This is a genomic window from Bacteroides sp. QWL-09, from assembly GCF_058683585.1.
In genome coordinates, this window is sequence record NZ_CM178748.1 from 1,035,662 (window position 1) to 1,053,635 (window position 17,974).

Below are 17,974 nucleotides of genomic sequence, written 5' to 3' on the forward strand. Positions count from 1 at the left end.
GGTGTGTTGAAGACCCCTGCGTATCACGTAGATTTCTTCTGCACACCTTTTTATATTATAGAAGCCTACATTGGATAACACGTAGGCAACACTTCACACTGGAATCTTCAATGACCGGCTACCACCTATTTCAGTTCTTCATAATTAGGAATATCCGACAAAAACGTATAAGTCTGCCGAGCATAATCTATCTGACAACAAAAATGGCGCAAACCATTACTAACAATAAGGTAGTCAACTTTTAAAACCATATTATATCGAGTAATTTGATCGAATACAGCTTGCGTAATCTCCACATCCGGAGCTTTATACTCCACAATCATTCGCGCTGATAAATCACGCCGATAAAGCACCGTATCACAACGCTTCTTTGTACCATTCAACCTCACAAGCACTTCATTAGCAATCAGCCCGGACGGATAATTTTTATAAGTCGTTAAGAAGTTGACGAAGTGTTGACGAACCCATTCTTCGGGAGTCAAAGCCACATAACGCTTGCGTATAACATCGAAAATTACTTTTTTTCCTTGTTGTACGGTTATTTTTGCGTCAAATCTTGGTAGGTTTAACAATAACATTTACTATTTTTGTAAGTTAAATAATGATCTCCTTTCTAGGAGATACAAATTTAATGAATAATTATGAAAACAAAAGAAGAAATTGTATCGAATTGGTTGCCTCGTTACACAAAACGTAAATTGGAGGATTTTGATGATTATATATTGTTGACGAACTTCAATAATTATGTAGAAATCTTTGCCAAACATTTTAATGTACCGGTTTTAGGAAGAGATGCAAACATGATTTCTGCTAGTGCGGAAGGCATTACTATTATCAATTTCGGCATGGGAAGCCCTAATGCAGCCATTATTATGGACCTTTTAGGCGCTATACACCCCAAGGCTTGTTTGTTTTTAGGTAAATGCGGTGGAATTGATAAGAAAAATCATATTGGAGATTTAATTTTACCAATTGCCGCCATTAGAGGAGAAGGTACTTCAAACGACTATTTCCCGGCAGAAGTTCCATCATTACCGGCATTTATGATGCAGCGCGCTGTTTCATCAGCAATTCGCGACCACGCCCGTGATTATTGGACAGGAACGGTTTATACCACCAACCGCCGCATCTGGGAACACGATGAATCATTTAAATCATACTTAAAGAAAACTCGTGCAATGGCAGTCGACATGGAAACAGCAACCTTATTTAGCTGTGGATTTGCAAATCACATCCCTACAGGCGCACTTCTTTTGGTTTCCGATCAACCAATGACTCCGGAAGGCGTAAAAACAGACAAAAGCGACAATGTAGTGACTAGAAATTACGTAGAAGAGCATGTTGAAATCGGTATTGCTTCTCTTCGTATGATTATCGATGAAAAGAAGACCGTTAAACATCTAAAATTCGATTGGTAAAACAGAAATATGGCTAAACAGGAATTACTAACTTGTGATGATATTCTTAAAGAGCTTAAAACTAAAAACTATCGTCCCATCTATTATTTGATGGGCGATGAGCCATATTATATCGACTTAATCGCAAACTACATCAGTGATAACGTACTAAATGAGACCGAGAAAGAGTTTAATCAGACCGTCATATATGGAGCTGATACAGACATCGCTACGGTTATCAACGCTGCTAAAAGATATCCTATAATGTCCGAGTACCAGGTTATCATTGTCAAGGAAGCTCAACAAATTAATAAAATAGAGGAACTGGCTTATTATGTTCAGAAACCTCTAAATTCGACCATTCTGGTCATGTGCCACAAACATGGCACTCTGGATCGACGGAAAAAATTAGCCGCAGAGATTGAGAAAACGGGGATTCTTTTTGAATCTAAGAAGCTTAAAGAGAACCAAATACAAGGATTTATCAGCTCCTATATGAAGCGAAAAGGGCTCGACATGGAGCCCAAGGCTACCGCCATGCTTGCAGACAGTGTAGGAGGGGATCTTAGCCGACTTACCGGTGAATTAGAGAAGCTTATTATAACGCTTCCAAGTCACCAGAAGCGAATCACCCCTGAACAGATCGAAAAAAACATTGGCATCAGCAAGGACTACAATCTATTTGAACTAAAAAACGCTTTTATAGAAAAAGATATATTTAAAGCGAATCAGATCATTAAATATTTCGAGGAGAACCCAAAATCCAACCCCATACAGCCTATATTATCGTTTCTATTCAGCTTTTACTCTAATCTAATGCTTGCATATTATGCACCTGATAAGTCAGAGCAGGGAGTCGCTGCAATGATTGGATTACGATCGACTTGGCAAGCCAGAGATTACATACAAGCCATGCGTCGATACAGCGGAGTAAAAACCATGCAAATAATAGGAGCAATACGATATGCAGATGCTAAATCAAAAGGAGTCAATAACGCTTCAGAAACAGATGCAACTATTTTAAAGGAGCTAGCGTTTACCATACTGCATTAATTTAAGATCTAATCTACTCTAGAGGAGAAAAGGATATATATGTCTACACAAACATATATATCCTTTTTTTATGACCCAAATCTAACTAGAATACCCAAACCATAAAATCCTCAAAATTCTCCTATAAAACCCTTAAAAAAACTTGCTAAAACAACTATATATAGTTTACAAATGTAAACTAGGCGTCTTTCTAAATGTATAATTCTAATATTCTTATTCACTTTTTACTTTCATATTATGAATTTACATTTGTATATGCGCCATTATAAATGCAAATCACAGCTACAATACATTTGTGTACTGTACGTATGTATAATGAAAATATAGGCCACTATATTATTAGTAATCAGATGTTTATGCTGTTTGAATCAATTTTAGATCAAAACAATAATTAACAATTGTAAATACTATGAGTATGTTTGCGGGAAAAACGTTTATTAAAGAATATTTAAACATTAATAATCAGTTTGTTATATTTTTTATATAAAGCTTTAGTTTATATAAAAACTTAGCATTAATCGAATCGATTACAATACGCTATTACAATTGTAAACAGCTGAAGTGATTCACAAATACAAATGTTCACATTTCGAATGTTTGCATTTGTATTTTATTATTAGTACATTTGTGAACTGAAATAAAGAAATCATATGGAGATTAAAGATCGAATAAAACTTATCATCGACAAAGAAGGGATCACACCTCGTGTCTTTGCAGAGACGATTGGCATGCAGCAATCAACGCTTTCACATGTTTTAAATGGCAGGAATAACCCAAGTCTAGAGGTTATTATGAAAATCCACCAAACCTATAATGACATCAACCTAGAATGGCTATTATATGGTAATGGAGAAATGACAGAGATAGCGACATATCCTAATACATCGCCCAATACGCCTCAGCCCTCCTTATTTGATGTCCACACAACAGCTAGCGATAGTTCAGACGAAAATGAACCAAAAGAGAAGGAGATCATTAAATCAGAGATACGATATATAGAAAAACCTCAAAGAAAAATAACTGAAATAAGGATATTCTTTGATGATAACACTTATGAAACTTTTAGAGGCGAAAATTGAGCATTTAAAACGGTCGGTTAAGTAATTTGCCGTATATTTGCCAAATGAATACGAATTTTAAGTTTATATCCATACATGAAGAAATTTATTTTAGATTTGGTCGTTAAAGAAAACACCAAATTAAATTCTAATTACGTTCTTTTAAAACTAACTCATCCAACAGATTTACCGGAAATGCTCCCCGGACAGTTCGCAGAGCTTCGAGTTGACAAATCCCCTTCCACTTTTCTACGCCGCCCTATCTCTATTAATTTCGTCGACAGACTTAAAAACGAGGTTTGGTTTTTAATCCAACTTGTTGGTGATGGCACAAGATGCTTAGCAGAAGCCCAAAAAGATGACATCATCAATGTCGTACTACCACTTGGAAATACTTTTAGCCTTCCGAAATCAACGACTGACGAGATCCTTCTAATTGGAGGCGGAGTTGGAACTGCCCCAATGCTCTTTCTTGGAGAAGAACTAAAGAAAAAGGGATATAAACCAACTTTCCTTTTAGGAGCTCGCACCAAAAACGACCTACTACAACTAGAGGAGTTTAACAAATACGGAACCGTATACACTACAACAGAAGACGGAAGCCATGGTGAGAAAGGCTATGTCACCCAGCATTCTATTTTATCTAAAATAGAGTTAAGTCAAATTTATACATGCGGCCCGAAACCTATGATGATGGCAGTTGCAAAATACGCTAAGCAGCACAATATTTCTTGCGAAGTTTCGTTAGAAAACACGATGGCCTGCGGAATTGGCGCTTGCTTATGTTGCGTAGAGAACACAACGGAAGGACATGTGTGTGTATGTAAAGATGGTCCAATTTTTAATATAAACAAACTAAGATGGCAGATTTAAGCGTAAAGATAGGAGGACTCAATTTAAAGAACCCGGTTATGACAGCTTCGGGTACTTTTGGTTATGGAGAAGAATTTTCTGATTTTATCGATATTTCACGAATTGGCGGTATCATTGTAAAAGGCACTACACTTCATCACCGCGAAGGGAACCCATATCCACGAATGGCAGAAACACCATCGGGTATGCTAAATGCCGTCGGACTACAAAACAAAGGAGTCAATTACTTTGTAGACCATATCTATCCAAAGATCAAAGATATCGATACGAATATAATTGTCAATGTATCCGGTTCTGCAATTGAGGATTACATGAAAACGGCAGAGATTATTAATGAATTAGAGAAAATCCCGGCTATAGAATTAAATATATCGTGTCCAAACGTAAAAGAAGGCGGAATGGCTTTTGGAGTTACTACCAAAGGAGTAGCAGAAGTTGTCAGTGCAGTACGTTCTGTTTATAAAAAGACCTTAATAGTAAAGCTATCGCCGAACGTAACCGATATCACCGAAATGGCACGCGCAGCAGAAGCCAACGGAGCAGACAGTGTTTCATTAATCAACACCCTCTTAGGAATGGCAATTGATGCAGAAAAAAGGAAACCAATTTTATCAACCATAACCGGAGGATTATCTGGCCCTGCAGTAAAACCCATTGCACTCAGAATGGTATGGCAAACCGCCAATGCAGTAAAAATACCAGTCATTGGATTAGGTGGGATTATGAACTGGAAAGATGCAGTGGAATTTATTTTAGCAGGCGCTACAGCCATACAAATAGGAACTGCAAATTTCATAGATCCTGCCATCACCGTCAAGGTAGAAGAAGGGATCAACGATTATCTAAATAGACACAATTATCAATCCGTGAATGATATTATTGGAGCACTAGAGATATAAGAATAAACGAATCGATGCCATTCGCAGGATTAACATTTATATTATGATAAATTCACCTCATGCCTCTATCAGCATTTCAAACCGTAATTTCTAAAAATGAAACGATGGTGAAAATCCAAAAAACGAGTGACATCAATTCAATAATAATTATATAAAAATAGCCTATAAATCCGTTCGGATTTATAGGCTATTTTCTTTACAGAGAATACATTCGTTTTATTCACCTAACAAATCAGGACGAAGCCTCTTAGTACGCTCAAGAGACTGTTGAAGTTCCCACTCTTTTATATTAGCTTCATGTCCTGACAACAATACATCAGGAACTTTCCAACCCTTATATTCCGCAGGACGAGTATACACCGGAGCAGCCAACAAGTTATCTTGGAAAGAATCCGATAAAGCAGATTGTTCATCAGAAATAACACCAGGAATAATACGTATAATCGCATCAGCCATCACAGCCGCTGCAAGCTCGCCACCTGTAAGCACATAATCGCCAATACTAATTTCTTTAGTAATAAGATGTTCACGAATACGATAATCTATACCTTTAAAATGCCCGCATAAAATAATCAAGTTCTTAGCAAGAGAGAGGCTATTAGCCATTGGTTGAGAAAACTGCTCTCCATCAGGAGTCGTAAAAATAACTTCATCATAATCACGTTCGGCTCTCAATGCATTAATACATCGTTCAATCGGCTCAATTTTCATCACCATACCGGCAAACCCGCCAAATGGATAATCATCCACACGCCGATGCTTATCTTCTGAATAATCACGAAGATTGTGAATATGTATTTCAGCAAGTCCCTTATTTTGAGCTCGTTTCATGATAGAGCAGTTAAAGAAGCCCTCAATCATTTCAGGCAATACAGTAATAATATCAATACGCATACATTTTTATTTTGCTACAAAATTACAAAATAAAAAGATAAACCCTTATTTTTGCCTAAAACAATAGAATAAACATGGATATAAAAGCTAAGATTGAGCAACTCAGACAAGAGTTGCATCAACATAACTATAATTATTACATTGGTAACTCACCAACGATTTCAGATCAACTCTTCGATAAAAAGATGCGTGAACTACAAGATTTAGAGCAAGCACATCCAGAATTTCAAGACGAGAATTCACCAACCATGCGTGTGGGCAGTGATATCAATAAAGATTTTGTTCAGATTACCCACAAATATCCGATGCTATCATTGGGTAACACCTATTCAGAAAACGAAGTTGCCGATTTCTACGAACGAACGCGTAAAGCTTTGAACGAAGAATTTGAGATTTGCTGTGAAATGAAATACGACGGCACATCAATCTCCCTAACCTATGAAAACGGGAAATTGATTCGTGCAGTAACCCGTGGCGATGGCGAAAAAGGAGATGACGTAACCAATAATGTTAAAACCATACGTTCCATCCCATTAGTCCTTCACGGCGATAATTATCCCTCGTCTTTCGAGATCAGAGGAGAGATTTTAATGCCATGGGATGTTTTCGAAGAACTCAACCGCGAAAGAGAAGCTCGTGAGGAATCCCTATTTGCCAATCCGCGAAATGCAGCTTCCGGAACACTTAAACTACAAAACTCGTCTACTGTTGCTTCACGAAAATTAGACGCATACCTCTATTATCTACTAGGAGAAAACCTTCCTTGCAGCGGGCATTTTGAAAACCTACAAGAAGCGAGCAGATGGGGATTCAAGATCTCAGATTTAACTAAAAAGTGTCGAACTCTTCAAGAAATATTCGATTTTATAAATTATTGGGATATCGAACGCAAAAACCTACCGGTAGCAACCGACGGAATTGTTCTAAAAGTGAACGACTTAAGACAACAAAAAAACCTCGGATTTACAGCAAAATCACCTAGATGGGCTATTGCTTATAAGTTTCAAGCTGAACAAGCCAGAACTCGGCTAAACAGCGTGACTTATCAAGTAGGGCGCACCGGAGCAGTAACCCCCGTAGCCAACCTAGAACCGGTACAACTATCAGGAACAATCGTAAAACGAGCATCATTACATAACGCGGATATTATTAAAAACCTCGATTTATATATCGGAGACCAGGTTTACGTAGAAAAGGGCGGAGAAATTATTCCTAAAATAACCGGAGTCGATTTCAATTCTCGTGGCTTTGATATTGGAGAAAAAGTCCGATTCATTACTCATTGTCCGGAACCGGAATGTAAATGTAAACTAGTCAGATACGAAGGAGAGGCAGCTTATTATTGTCCGAATGAAACGGGTTGTCCCCCACAGATTAAAGGAAAAATAGAACATTTCATCAGTCGCAAGGCCATGAACATTGATGGATTAGGTCCGGAAACAGTCGATTTATTCTATCGATTAGGATTGATTCATAACACAGCCGATCTTTACCAGCTCACCACAAACGACATCAAAGAATTGGATCGAATGGGAGAAAAATCGGCGGAAAACATCATTAACGGAATCGAGCAAAGCAAACAAGTCCCTTTTGAACGTGTACTTTTTGCATTAGGTATCAGATTCGTCGGAGAGACCGTTGCAAAAAAGATAGCTAAAGCATTCGATACAATAGAAGAGTTAATGTCGGCCGACCTTGAAACTTTAAAAAACATCGATGAAATCGGCGAAAAAATTGCCAGGAGCATAATCAACTACTTTCAAAACGACTCCAACAAAAGACTTATTGAACGATTAAAAGCAGCTGGTCTTCAACTTCATAAACAAGAAAAAGATCTCAGTCAATACACCGATAAGTTAGCCGGAAAATCGATCGTCATCAGTGGTATTTTCACACACCATTCCAGAGATGAATATAAAGAGTTGATTGAAAAAAATGGAGGCAAAAATGTAACCGGAATTTCGGCTAAGACAAGCTTTATACTTGCCGGTGACAATATGGGACCGTCGAAGCTTGAAAAAGCCCAAAAACTGGGCATTCAGATACTAAACGAGGAGGAATTTTTGATACTAATATCGTAAGATATGAAAAATATTCGTACTTTTGTAGCTAGATGAATTATAGATTATAATTAAAACACATGATAAAGACTAAATTGAAAGGAATGGGGGTAGCACTGATTACTCCTTTCAAAGAGGACGAAAGCATTGACTATGATGCATTAATGCGCATGGTAGATTACCTCTTGCAGAATAATGCAGATTTCTTGTGCGTATTAGGCACTACAGCAGAAACACCAACCTTAACCGAAGAAGAAAAGAAAACCATAAAAAAAATGGTTATTGAACGAGTTAACGGTCGTGTTCCAATCCTTTTAGGTGTAGGTGGAAATAATACCCGCGCAGTAGTCGAGACCCTGAAAAATGATGATTTTACAGGTGTTGATGCCATATTATCTGTTGTTCCATATTATAATAAGCCATCTCAAGAGGGCATTTATAGACACTACAAGGCCATAGCTGAAGCAACAGAGCTTCCTATCGTATTATATAACGTTCCTGGACGTACAGGCGTAAATATGACCGCCGAAACCACCTTACGTATAGCAAGAGACTTTAATAATGTTATCGCCATCAAAGAAGCATCCGGCAACATCACTCAGATGGATGATATCATTAAAAACAAACCAGCTAATTTTGATGTTATTTCAGGAGACGACGGCATCACGTTCCCACTTATCACTTTAGGCGCAGTTGGAGTGATCTCTGTTATTGGAAACGCTTTCCCACGCGAATTTAGCCGCATGACGCGTTTAGCTCTACAAGGAGATTTTGCAAATGCCCTTACCATTCACCATAAGTTCACAGAACTATTCAATCTATTGTTTGTGGATGGTAATCCAGCCGGTGTAAAATCAATGCTTAATGCTATGGGAATGATTGAAAACAAACTTAGACTCCCTCTAGTACCGACGCGTATTACCACGTTTGAAGCCATCAGAAAGGTTTTAAATGAATTAAATATAAAGTGCTAGAAACAATATAGAGAAAATAAAGTAGAAAACTAAAATCACCTTCATTAAACAAAACGTTTAATGAAGGTGATTTTTTATAGCTCCACTCTATCATCTTACAACCTCCATCTCCATATAGCAAGTTTCTGGGAAAAAATTAATATTTTATAGCAAGAGATTATAGATTAGGTACGACAAACGATAATGGGCACCAAACAAAATTCCAGAAGTCCTAAAACAGAATACATTCTTCCACGGGATACAATTACTCATTTTTGAGCATACAACAACATTTTTTCAACAAAAACCACAGATACACTATGATACTTTCCAAAAGAGAGAAATTAGCCCAGGAAAGAAGTCTGAGAAGGATAACTATAACTGTGCTTCTCCTAATTGTTTCATTATTGGCGCATAGAAAGGGAAGAAAACCAAAATAGGTAAATCCAACGATTTTAAAATAGGGAAAAAGTAAATAAACAAAAAAAGCATCCGAAGATGCTTTTTTGTGATCGCGACAGGATTCAAACCTGTAACCGGCTGATCCGTAGTCAGCTACTCTATTCAGTTGAGCTACGCGACCTTAATTAGTCAGAAGAGGTGACCGCGACAGGATTCAAACCTGTAACCGGCTGATCCGTAGTCAGCTACTCTATTCAGTTGAGCTACGCGGCCAATATTAAATCCGAAAGTGACCGCGACAGGATTCAAACCTGTAACCGGCTGATCCGTAGTCAGCTACTCTATTCAGTTGAGCTACGCGGCCAATGTTTCGTTTTAACGGGTGCAAAGATACGGACTTTTCTCGAACTAGCAAGCGTTTCCGTGTTTTTTTTGCAAAAAATTATTCAATGAATCGATAATTAAAGAGTTGCCAACCGATCCGCAACCCGACATTCCAGTTCCTTCTCGGTGAGCTATAATGATTTACGTATGCTGCGATGGATCCGATGGGTAATTGACAGACAACCGAAAATTCTCCAAGATATTCAAAACGAGAAAAGCTTTTTCCATAATATGCCCTATTAATCGAGTTTTTCAATATTGGAGAGATAGGTAAAAATCCATAAAATTCTCCTCTTGCATGCAGATATTGATTTATTTTATATATCGGTCGTGCTCCAAAACCAAAATATTGATTCGCTCTGAAAGATTCATTATAAACCATTTGACTATGAGCAGTAGGAGAGAATTCACAAGCCTGCATCATAGTCGCTGTATAATTTTCAGAAAAATTACGAGAAGCATACAATGCTTTAAAGTACGAACCCAAAGTCCACTTATCGGCTAATCGGTGATAAGTTTCTCGTTCATAAGAAAACTGCAACCAAGCGTGTCGTTGACTAACAAACTCATCCACAGAACCATCACCAGAACGAAAATATTCTTTACCTGAAAAGACTTGAGCAATTAAAGCTTCACGTGAGCCCTGTGTAGGATATTCACGAGCATTCAAGGTACTTCCATTAAAACCAATAGATCCTCCTAAAAGATTGTAACGACTTCTATCAAACTTATCTTTTGTAAAGTCAATCACATTTTTCTGAAAATAAAGATCTTGCATTTGTCCAATACCAAAACCCAGTTCAGCCCGCTTGTTCGACATAAATGGTAAGGCAACCTTCATTTTAAGAAAGCGTTCATCCTTTTTATTGAAAGCTGGACGATCATCTTTTGAGAATAACTGATCTTGTTTAAAATAATCAAATGTACTAATCGAAGCTATAAAGCGATACGAAGTCGGAATTGTCGTCGGATAATCGATTTTAGCCATAAATTGAAGATTATTGTATACCTTTCCTAACTGACCATCCAATATAAACTCCTTCGAATGGAAATTTAAATTTTGATAACTCAAACCCAAATACACCTGATTCATATTACTGGTCGAGAAGTTTCCACCGAGACGAACAGCAAAATTATCCTCTAATTTTACTTTTAGATGTAAATCATACATTTGAGTCGTTTCATCATACACAGCGTGTGGTATAATCTCAGAAATGATATTATCGGATAATAGGCGGAAATACCCCTTTTTTAAGTCTTCATAAGAGAATGTTTCATCTTTTGATGAACGAAACTCCTTTTTAATATAGACTTGCTGCTGAGCATTTGCACCGTCGATAAAAATATTCTTAAAACGAAGTTCCGGGAATCCGCTTTTATAAACCAAACGCCTTAAGCGAATATTGTCATAGTTAACTCTTCGATGAATTCGCGCTTTAATAGAGTCCATCAGGCTCATCGTTCTATTATATCCGATATCATGAAGCTCGTCAAGACGTTGGAAATCCATCAAATTCACATCGTTGTAATTAAACGTCATCAAGATCCCAGCAGAATCCGGGATCGAATAATTAGTTTTCTGCATGACCATATTCTCCATCTGACTCATTAAATCATTTTCCTTAGGTTGAGTCGGATTACTCGACACAACACTACCGATAACAATATCCGGGTGAAAATCCTCCCGCATCACATCTGTCGGGAAATTATTGTAAATCCCCCCATCATATGCTAATACCCCATTGATGTTAATCGGCTTAAAAACAAAAGGAAAACTCATTGAAGCACGTACCGCATCACCTAAATCGCCCTTTCTCATCACTATCTGCTTCTTATTATAAACATCAGAAGCCACACAACGGAAAGGAACAAACAAATTATCGAAGTCCCTCTTACAAGCTGCTGTAGCACGAGCATACAAATCAATAAATACGAGATTCATCTGAATAGGATCAATGACACTAGTCGGCAAGATCTGAGGTTTAAAGCTTAAAGAGTCTTTAAATGAAAAACGAATATTAAAGAAATCAGGAGTCGGACGATTTTTCTTAAAATAATAAATATATTCTTCTTCTACCTCGGCCGAATACCAACGTTTAAACTCTTCAGACTTTATCAATTCCTGCATTTCATCGGGAGAATAACCCATTGCATACATAGAACCAATAATGGCCCCCATAGAGGTTCCAGTAATATAATCAATCGGAATATTATTTTCTTCAAGAGCCCGTATTATGCCGATATGAGTCAGCCCCTTTGCGCCACCGCCACTCAAGACCAAACCAACCTTTTGCGCGGACACCACAGGGCACAAGCAGAATAGAAATAATAAAACCAATACTAATTTATTACGCATAATGATACAATCTTTTTATTTACTAGAGCCAAAGATAAATAATACTTTTTGTTTGATAACAATTTCAACAAAAGTTTGATAAAAAAAGAGCATCGAAGATTTAGACCTTCAATGCTCTTTCGGATTTATGTTGACTTATTTAAAGAAAAAGATTAAATAAGTTCAATGCTACGTTTTACAAAATTATTCAAGGCTTCACCTTTAAGCATATTATTTTGCAACAAAGCCAAATCAATCAGTTGACGAATCACTTTATTCCCTACAGCATAATGAGCGTAAATTGCTTCTTTCTTATTCTTAAGTTCGTCCCACGACTGATCCATTTCACTGATTTGATCTTTCTCAGCAGTAGGGATTTCTTCCTCTTTTTTATCCTTATGGCTCTCTTTTAAAGCATTACGGCGAACATCCAAATCACTCATTTCTTTTGCCAAAGGATCGATCTCAGCCTGACAAGCCTCCATCTCTTCCGAAATAACTTTCTTCACTAAAGGATGATCAGAATTCAAAATCAAATTCATCATATCCGGCATTTCACCATAGAAGCTCATTCCAGCCTGAATATTGGCCATATCCTTCATACGACGCATGTATTCACTTTGCGTAATCATAACAGGAGCAGCCATTTCGCCTAGAGCTTGAGTGGTTACATTAAACTCGATCTTCTGCATCTTAGGCAACTGGCTCTTAAATGCAGCACTCAAAGCTTCTTGTTTATCAGCAGCTAAGATTTCCTTAACTTGATCTTCCTTAACAATAAGATTATCGATCACATCGCTATCTACACGCGTAAAATGAGATTTTTCGAACTTCTGTTCCAGAGTACTAACCATGGCAACATCAAGCTGTCCGTCCATCAACAACACATTATAGCCCTTATTTTTAGCTGATTCAATATAACTATACTGCTCATCTTTGTTGTTTGCATATAGATAAATCAAATTTCCATTCTTATCTGTTTGAGAATCTTTGATTAGCGTTTGATATTCTTCAAAAGTATAATGCTTATCATCCGTATCGGTGAAAAGGGCAAATTTCTGTGCTTTCTCATAGAAATCTTCTTGAGTCAACATGCCGTAATTAATGAAAATCTTCAGATCATTCCATTTTTCTTCGAATTGTTTACGATCGTTCTTAAAGATCGACTGTAATCGGTCGGATACTTTCTTTGTAATATAAGTAGAGATTTTCTTAACATTAGAATCACTTTGCAAGTACGAACGAGATACATTCAACGGAATATCGGGAGAGTCAATAACACCATGCAACAAGGTCAAAAAGTCCGGAACAATGCCTTCAACCGAGTCTGTAACATAAACTTGATTACAATAAAGTTGAATTTTGTTCTTATTTAGTTCGATGTTACTCTTCACCTTAGGGAAATACAGAATACCGGTCAAATTAAAAGGGTAGTCTACATTTAAATGAATCCAGAACAAAGGTTCGTCAGACATTGGATAAAGGCGGCTATAGAACGATTTGTAATCCTCATCAGACAACTCACTAGGCTTACGTGTCCACAATGGAGCCACCTCATTTATGACATTATCTTCTCCCGTTTCAACTTGTTTACCATCTTTCCACTCTTTCTTCTTGCCAAACGCAACCTTTATCGGTAAGAAACTACAATATTTCTTCAACAAGCCACTAATACGTGCTTCATCAAGGAATTCTTTACAGTCATCATCGATATGAAGAATAATATCCGAACCACGATCAGCTTTCTCTGTTTCTTCAAGCGTAAACTCAGGACTACCATCACAGCTCCATTTCATGGCTTTAGCGCCATCTTTATGTGATTTGGTGATAATATCAACCTTTTTGGCAACCATAAATGCAGAGTAGAAGCCTAATCCAAAATGTCCGATAATTGCATTTGCGTCATTCTTATACTTCTCTAAAAAGTCATTTGCACCTGAGAATGCTATCTGATTAATATATTTATCAATCTCTTCGGCAGTTAATCCGATACCTCTATCAGAGATTGTGATCGTATCTTCACCTAAAGTAACACGAACAGTCAAATCTCCAAGTTCCCCTTTAAACTCACCAATAGAAGCCAAAGTATTCAACTTTTGAGTAGCATCTACAGCATTCGATACGAGTTCACGAAGAAAAATTTCATGATCACTGTACAAAAACTTTTTAATGATAGGGAAGATATTCTCTGTTGTAACCCCAATATTACCTTTTTGCATAATAATGTATATTTTATATTGATGAATATTTTATGTTTACGTTCTCAATTAAGACAAAAAAAATGCCAGACCCTAAAGCCTGACATTTTGACGCATTATTTTTTAATTAAAATTAGTCCTCTTTGAGCTTAACCTGAACATCCTTTTGATCTTCGGTCATCGAAACCTCTATCGTACCCCCTTCTTTTAAGGTTGAAGAAATGATCATTTCCGACAATTTATCTTCTAGATAAGTCTGAATGGCTCGCTTCAATGGACGGGCTCCATACTGTACATCATAACCTTTTGTGGCCAAAAACGACTTCACTTCTTTGCTAACTTCCAAGTTGTAACCAATTGATTTAACACGACTTACCAAGAAAGATAGTTCCAAATCAACAATTTTCGTAATGGCTTCCAAAGACAATTGATCGAAGGTAATGATTTCATCAATACGATTTAGAAACTCCGGAGCAAACGATTTGTTTAATGCTTTAAGAATGATACCTTGAGAGAAGGTTTTCTCATTACTTTCGGCATGACTGCTGAAGCCTACACCACGTCCAAATTCTTTTAATTGACGGCTACCTACATTTGAAGTCATGATAATCACAGTGTTCTTGAAGTCGACAACTCTGCCATAACTGTCAGTTAATCGGCCTTCATCCATGACTTGCAACAGCAAGTTGAAGACATCAGCATGAGCTTTCTCAATTTCATCAAGAAGGACAATAGAATAAGGTCTACGGCGCACCTTCTCAGTCAGCTGGCCACCTTCTTCATATCCGACATACCCCGGAGGGGCTCCAACCAAGCGAGAGACCGTAAATTTCTCCATATATTCACTCATATCAATACGGATCAAAGCATCGGATGAGCCAAACATAAATCGAGCCAATTCTTTCGCTAACAGCGTTTTACCAACGCCTGTAGGGCCTAAGAACATAAAAGTACCAATGGGCCTATTAGGGTCTTTTAGACCAACACGACTACGCAAAATAGCTCTAACCAGCTTATCTATAGCAGCATCTTGAGCAATCACCTTCGATTGCAGTAGATCTTTCATCCCAGAAAGCTTAATACCCTCAGCTTGAGCCATTCGCTGAACAGGAATGCCTGAAATCATCGAAACAATATTAGCCACATCTTCTTCATCAATAACTTGACGATTAGCCTTTAAACCTTCTTCCCATTGCTTCTTCATGGTCTCAAGTTCGGCAGTCAGAAGTTTCTCGCTATCGCGATAACTTGCAGCTAACTCAAAATTCTGAGATTTCACCGCTTCGTTCTTAAGACGCTTAACGTCTTCTATTTTATTTTCTTGTTCTTCCAACTCTTTAGGCGCAGTGATATTCAATAAATGAACTCTCGATCCGGCTTCATCTAAAGCATCGATAGCTTTATCCGGGAAGTAACGATCAGTGATATAGCGTCCTGTAAGCTTCACACACGCTTCAAGTGCGGCAGGAGTATAAGTCACATTATGGTGATCCTCATATTTATCTTTTATATTAGTTAAGATCTGCAAAGTTTCTTCCGGCGTCGTCGGTTCTACAATGATTTTTTGGAATCGACGTTCCAATGCACCATCTTTCTCTATATTCTTGCGATATTCGTCGAGTGTGGTCGCTCCAATACACTGTAATTCTCCGCGAGCTAATGCCGGTTTCAGCATATTTGCCGCATCCATCGAACCAGCCGCAGAACCCGCTCCAATGATGGTATGTATCTCATCTATAAATAGAATAACATTCGGATTCTTTTGCAATTCGTTCAAAATAGACCGAATACGTTCTTCAAACTGTCCACGATACTTAGTACCTGCCACCACAGCAGCCATGTCCAAAGTAACCACGCGTTTGTCGAATAAAATACGAGAGACTTTACGTTGAACAATTCTGAGTGCTAACCCTTCAACGATAGCCGATTTACCCACACCTGGTTCTCCAATTAAAATCGGATTGTTTTTCTTACGTCGACTCAGAATTTGAGCCAAACGTTCAATTTCCTTTTCACGGCCAACAACAGGATCTAATTTCCCTTCCTCGGCCGCTTTGGTCATATCAATACCAAAATTATCTAAAACAGGAGTGCTATTCGCTGCCTTTTGGGTCTTTGTTTGAGGCGAATCGATCGGCTCACGACCACCGTCATGCGAATATGAAAGCTCTTCATCTTCGTCTTCATCATCCGAAAAGCCCATCCGAGGGCCGGAATCCGGTTGCAAAGAGAGTTGCTCAACGACTTTACCGTAGCTAACGTTATTAGACTGAAGCACAGACGCTGCAATATTATTATCTTCACGCAAAATAGCTAAAAGAACATGTTGCACATCTGCTATCGGGCTTTTCAAACCACGTGCTTCTAGGATACACATTCTAAGCACTTTCTCAGTGTCATTGGCCATTGGCACATCGGCATCGGGCAATAATAAATCGTCCGACTCTCTTTTTAGAATGTCTTCTATCTGTTTTTTTATTAAAATCAAATCTACATTTAACTTTGATAATATCTCAATTGCTTTACTTTCACCGTCGCGTAGGATACCCAACAGTAAATGAGCTGGCTTTATATCTCTGTTCCTCAGTCTATTCGCTTCTTCTTTGCTATAGACAATAATATCGGATACTTTTTGTGAGAACTGACTATTCATAAATATTCCTTTCTAAATCTCATTAATGAGCCTCTATTCATTGACAAATATAAGCATAAATTTTATTCATGCTATATCTATATCTACAAATGCCATGCCAGAATTGTTCTGTGAACACTTATAATATAAGGTATATCATTAAACTAATTTTCATTTTAACACTTCATTGTACTTATAGAGAGCTATTTGAAACAAAAAACATCTATATTCTAACTCATAGATTCCTAAAACGTTTTTAACTAGCTTAATCTGACCTCGTTTTTCAGATGATTCTTGTTCTAACTCTAAATGTACCCTGGAATCTTTTAAAATGGCATTGCATTTTTAAATTATTCCATTGTATCGTTATAATAAAACAATGTGCGATTATAATTATACAATGGAATAGGGAAAATAATGCAGTGCGAGATTATTATCACAGATCGGGAAATAGGGTGATCATAATTGAAAGTAAGGATATTGCTTAGTTATTTCCATTTTAACCCCTTTTCAGTTCTAGTTTAGGCAGCATAACCATCTTATTTTTTTATCCTTTTGAATTAAAATCTTTTAATAATATCTCCAATTAACATAACAATCAAAATGTTTCACGCAAAAAGGAACAATTTGTACATAAATACTGTTTTTATTAAAAATGCAAACAGGATTAGAATCTAATATTTGAAATTAATCGTCTATTATAGCGAAAAGAAGCGGAAGTAGCATAGGGAAAAAATCAAAATGTCAAAACGCCTTCTTTCAACATTCTGTTATTAAATTACGCAAACGTGATTATAGGGAAGGAGTAAAGATTATGTCCAAAAAACTTTCGTATA

General features: G+C 37.3%; 12 protein-coding genes and 3 tRNA genes. 7 read left to right on the forward strand and 8 right to left on the reverse strand.

All coding sequences use genetic code 11. The annotated features are described in order from the left end of the window. Positions 1–125 precede the first annotated feature (125 nt). The gene (locus AC4PG5_RS04085) at positions 126–578 is read right to left on the reverse strand and encodes a type I restriction enzyme HsdR N-terminal domain-containing protein (protein WP_492030179.1); all 453 of its coding nucleotides are present in this window, start codon (positions 576–578) and stop codon (positions 126–128) included. Between the two features lie 63 nt (positions 579–641). Between AC4PG5_RS04085 and AC4PG5_RS04090 the strand changes: the two genes are divergently transcribed. The 5 genes from AC4PG5_RS04090 to AC4PG5_RS04110 all read left to right on the forward strand — a co-directional run bounded on the left by AC4PG5_RS04090 (position 642) and on the right by AC4PG5_RS04110 (position 5,280). Further along, positions 642–1,418 carry an AMP nucleosidase gene (locus AC4PG5_RS04090; RefSeq protein WP_492030180.1) on the forward strand — a complete coding sequence of 259 codons (777 nt, stop codon included), beginning with the start codon at positions 642–644 and terminating at the stop codon, positions 1,416–1,418. Between the two features lie 9 nt (positions 1,419–1,427). Beyond that, positions 1,428–2,450: a DNA polymerase III subunit delta gene (gene holA, locus AC4PG5_RS04095; protein WP_492030181.1), complete on the forward strand. Its 1,023-nt coding sequence runs from the start codon at positions 1,428–1,430 to the stop codon at positions 2,448–2,450. Between the two features lie 650 nt (positions 2,451–3,100). Then, on the forward strand, positions 3,101–3,529 hold the full coding sequence (locus AC4PG5_RS04100) for a helix-turn-helix domain-containing protein (RefSeq protein WP_492030182.1): 429 nt from the start codon (positions 3,101–3,103) through the stop codon (positions 3,527–3,529). A 75-nt stretch (positions 3,530–3,604) separates the two neighbouring features. Further along, positions 3,605–4,381 (forward strand): dihydroorotate dehydrogenase electron transfer subunit, encoded by a 777-nt coding sequence (locus AC4PG5_RS04105; protein ID WP_492030183.1) that lies wholly within the window; start codon positions 3,605–3,607, stop codon positions 4,379–4,381. After that, positions 4,369–5,280 carry a dihydroorotate dehydrogenase gene (locus tag AC4PG5_RS04110; RefSeq protein WP_492030184.1) on the forward strand — a complete coding sequence of 304 codons (912 nt, stop codon included), beginning with the start codon at positions 4,369–4,371 and terminating at the stop codon, positions 5,278–5,280. Before AC4PG5_RS04105 ends, AC4PG5_RS04110 begins: the two co-directional genes overlap by 13 nt. A 216-nt stretch (positions 5,281–5,496) precedes the next feature. On the opposite strand, the gene trmD is transcribed toward AC4PG5_RS04110, so the two are convergent. Then, positions 5,497–6,174 (reverse strand): tRNA (guanosine(37)-N1)-methyltransferase TrmD, encoded by a 678-nt coding sequence (gene trmD / locus AC4PG5_RS04115; RefSeq protein ID WP_492030185.1) that lies wholly within the window; start codon positions 6,172–6,174, stop codon positions 5,497–5,499. 74 nt (positions 6,175–6,248) lie between these two features. On the opposite strand from trmD, the gene ligA reads away from it, so the two are divergent. Then, on the forward strand, positions 6,249–8,255 hold the full coding sequence (gene ligA, locus AC4PG5_RS04120; RefSeq protein WP_492030186.1) for an NAD-dependent DNA ligase LigA: 2,007 nt from the start codon (positions 6,249–6,251) through the stop codon (positions 8,253–8,255). A gap of 59 nt (positions 8,256–8,314) precedes the next feature. Beyond that, positions 8,315–9,208: a 4-hydroxy-tetrahydrodipicolinate synthase gene (gene dapA / locus AC4PG5_RS04125; RefSeq protein WP_492030187.1), complete on the forward strand. Its 894-nt coding sequence runs from the start codon at positions 8,315–8,317 to the stop codon at positions 9,206–9,208. A 488-nt stretch (positions 9,209–9,696) separates the two neighbouring features. Here the strand turns inward: dapA and AC4PG5_RS04130 are convergent. The 6 genes from AC4PG5_RS04130 to AC4PG5_RS04155 all read right to left on the reverse strand — a co-directional run bounded on the left by AC4PG5_RS04130 (position 9,697) and on the right by AC4PG5_RS04155 (position 17,159). Then, a tRNA-Arg gene (locus tag AC4PG5_RS04130) sits at positions 9,697–9,770 on the reverse strand. An 18-nt stretch (positions 9,771–9,788) separates the two neighbouring features. Beyond that, positions 9,789–9,862, reverse strand: a tRNA-Arg gene (locus AC4PG5_RS04135). 17 nt (positions 9,863–9,879) lie between these two features. Beyond that, positions 9,880–9,953: transfer RNA gene (locus AC4PG5_RS04140), tRNA-Arg, on the reverse strand. 78 nt (positions 9,954–10,031) lie between these two features. Further along, complete coding sequence (locus tag AC4PG5_RS04145) at positions 10,032–12,329, reverse strand: patatin-like phospholipase family protein (protein WP_492030188.1); 2,298 nt, start codon at positions 12,327–12,329, stop codon at positions 10,032–10,034. A 152-nt stretch (positions 12,330–12,481) separates the two neighbouring features. Then, positions 12,482–14,527 carry a molecular chaperone HtpG gene (gene htpG / locus AC4PG5_RS04150; protein WP_492030189.1) on the reverse strand — a complete coding sequence of 682 codons (2,046 nt, stop codon included), beginning with the start codon at positions 14,525–14,527 and terminating at the stop codon, positions 12,482–12,484. A gap of 112 nt (positions 14,528–14,639) precedes the next feature. Then, complete coding sequence (locus AC4PG5_RS04155) at positions 14,640–17,159, reverse strand: ATP-dependent Clp protease ATP-binding subunit (protein WP_492030190.1); 2,520 nt, start codon at positions 17,157–17,159, stop codon at positions 14,640–14,642. Positions 17,160–17,974 lie beyond the last annotated feature (815 nt).

Coding starts and splice junctions, on each gene's coding strand:
- AC4PG5_RS04155 (WP_492030190.1), bottom strand. CDS start 17,159: ATGAATAGTCAGTTCTCACAAAAAGTATCCGATATTATTGTCTATAGC.
- AC4PG5_RS04110 (WP_492030184.1), top strand. CDS start 4,369: ATGGCAGATTTAAGCGTAAAGATAGGAGGACTCAATTTAAAGAACCCG.
- AC4PG5_RS04105 (WP_492030183.1), top strand. CDS start 3,605: ATGAAGAAATTTATTTTAGATTTGGTCGTTAAAGAAAACACCAAATTA.
- AC4PG5_RS04100 (WP_492030182.1), top strand. CDS start 3,101: ATGGAGATTAAAGATCGAATAAAACTTATCATCGACAAAGAAGGGATC.
- holA (WP_492030181.1), top strand. CDS start 1,428: ATGGCTAAACAGGAATTACTAACTTGTGATGATATTCTTAAAGAGCTT.
- trmD (WP_492030185.1), bottom strand. CDS start 6,174: ATGCGTATTGATATTATTACTGTATTGCCTGAAATGATTGAGGGCTTC.
- AC4PG5_RS04085 (WP_492030179.1), bottom strand. CDS start 578: ATGTTATTGTTAAACCTACCAAGATTTGACGCAAAAATAACCGTACAA.
- AC4PG5_RS04145 (WP_492030188.1), bottom strand. CDS start 12,329: ATGCGTAATAAATTAGTATTGGTTTTATTATTTCTATTCTGCTTGTGC.
- AC4PG5_RS04090 (WP_492030180.1), top strand. CDS start 642: ATGAAAACAAAAGAAGAAATTGTATCGAATTGGTTGCCTCGTTACACA.
- dapA (WP_492030187.1), top strand. CDS start 8,315: ATGATAAAGACTAAATTGAAAGGAATGGGGGTAGCACTGATTACTCCT.
- ligA (WP_492030186.1), top strand. CDS start 6,249: ATGGATATAAAAGCTAAGATTGAGCAACTCAGACAAGAGTTGCATCAA.
- htpG (WP_492030189.1), bottom strand. CDS start 14,527: ATGCAAAAAGGTAATATTGGGGTTACAACAGAGAATATCTTCCCTATC.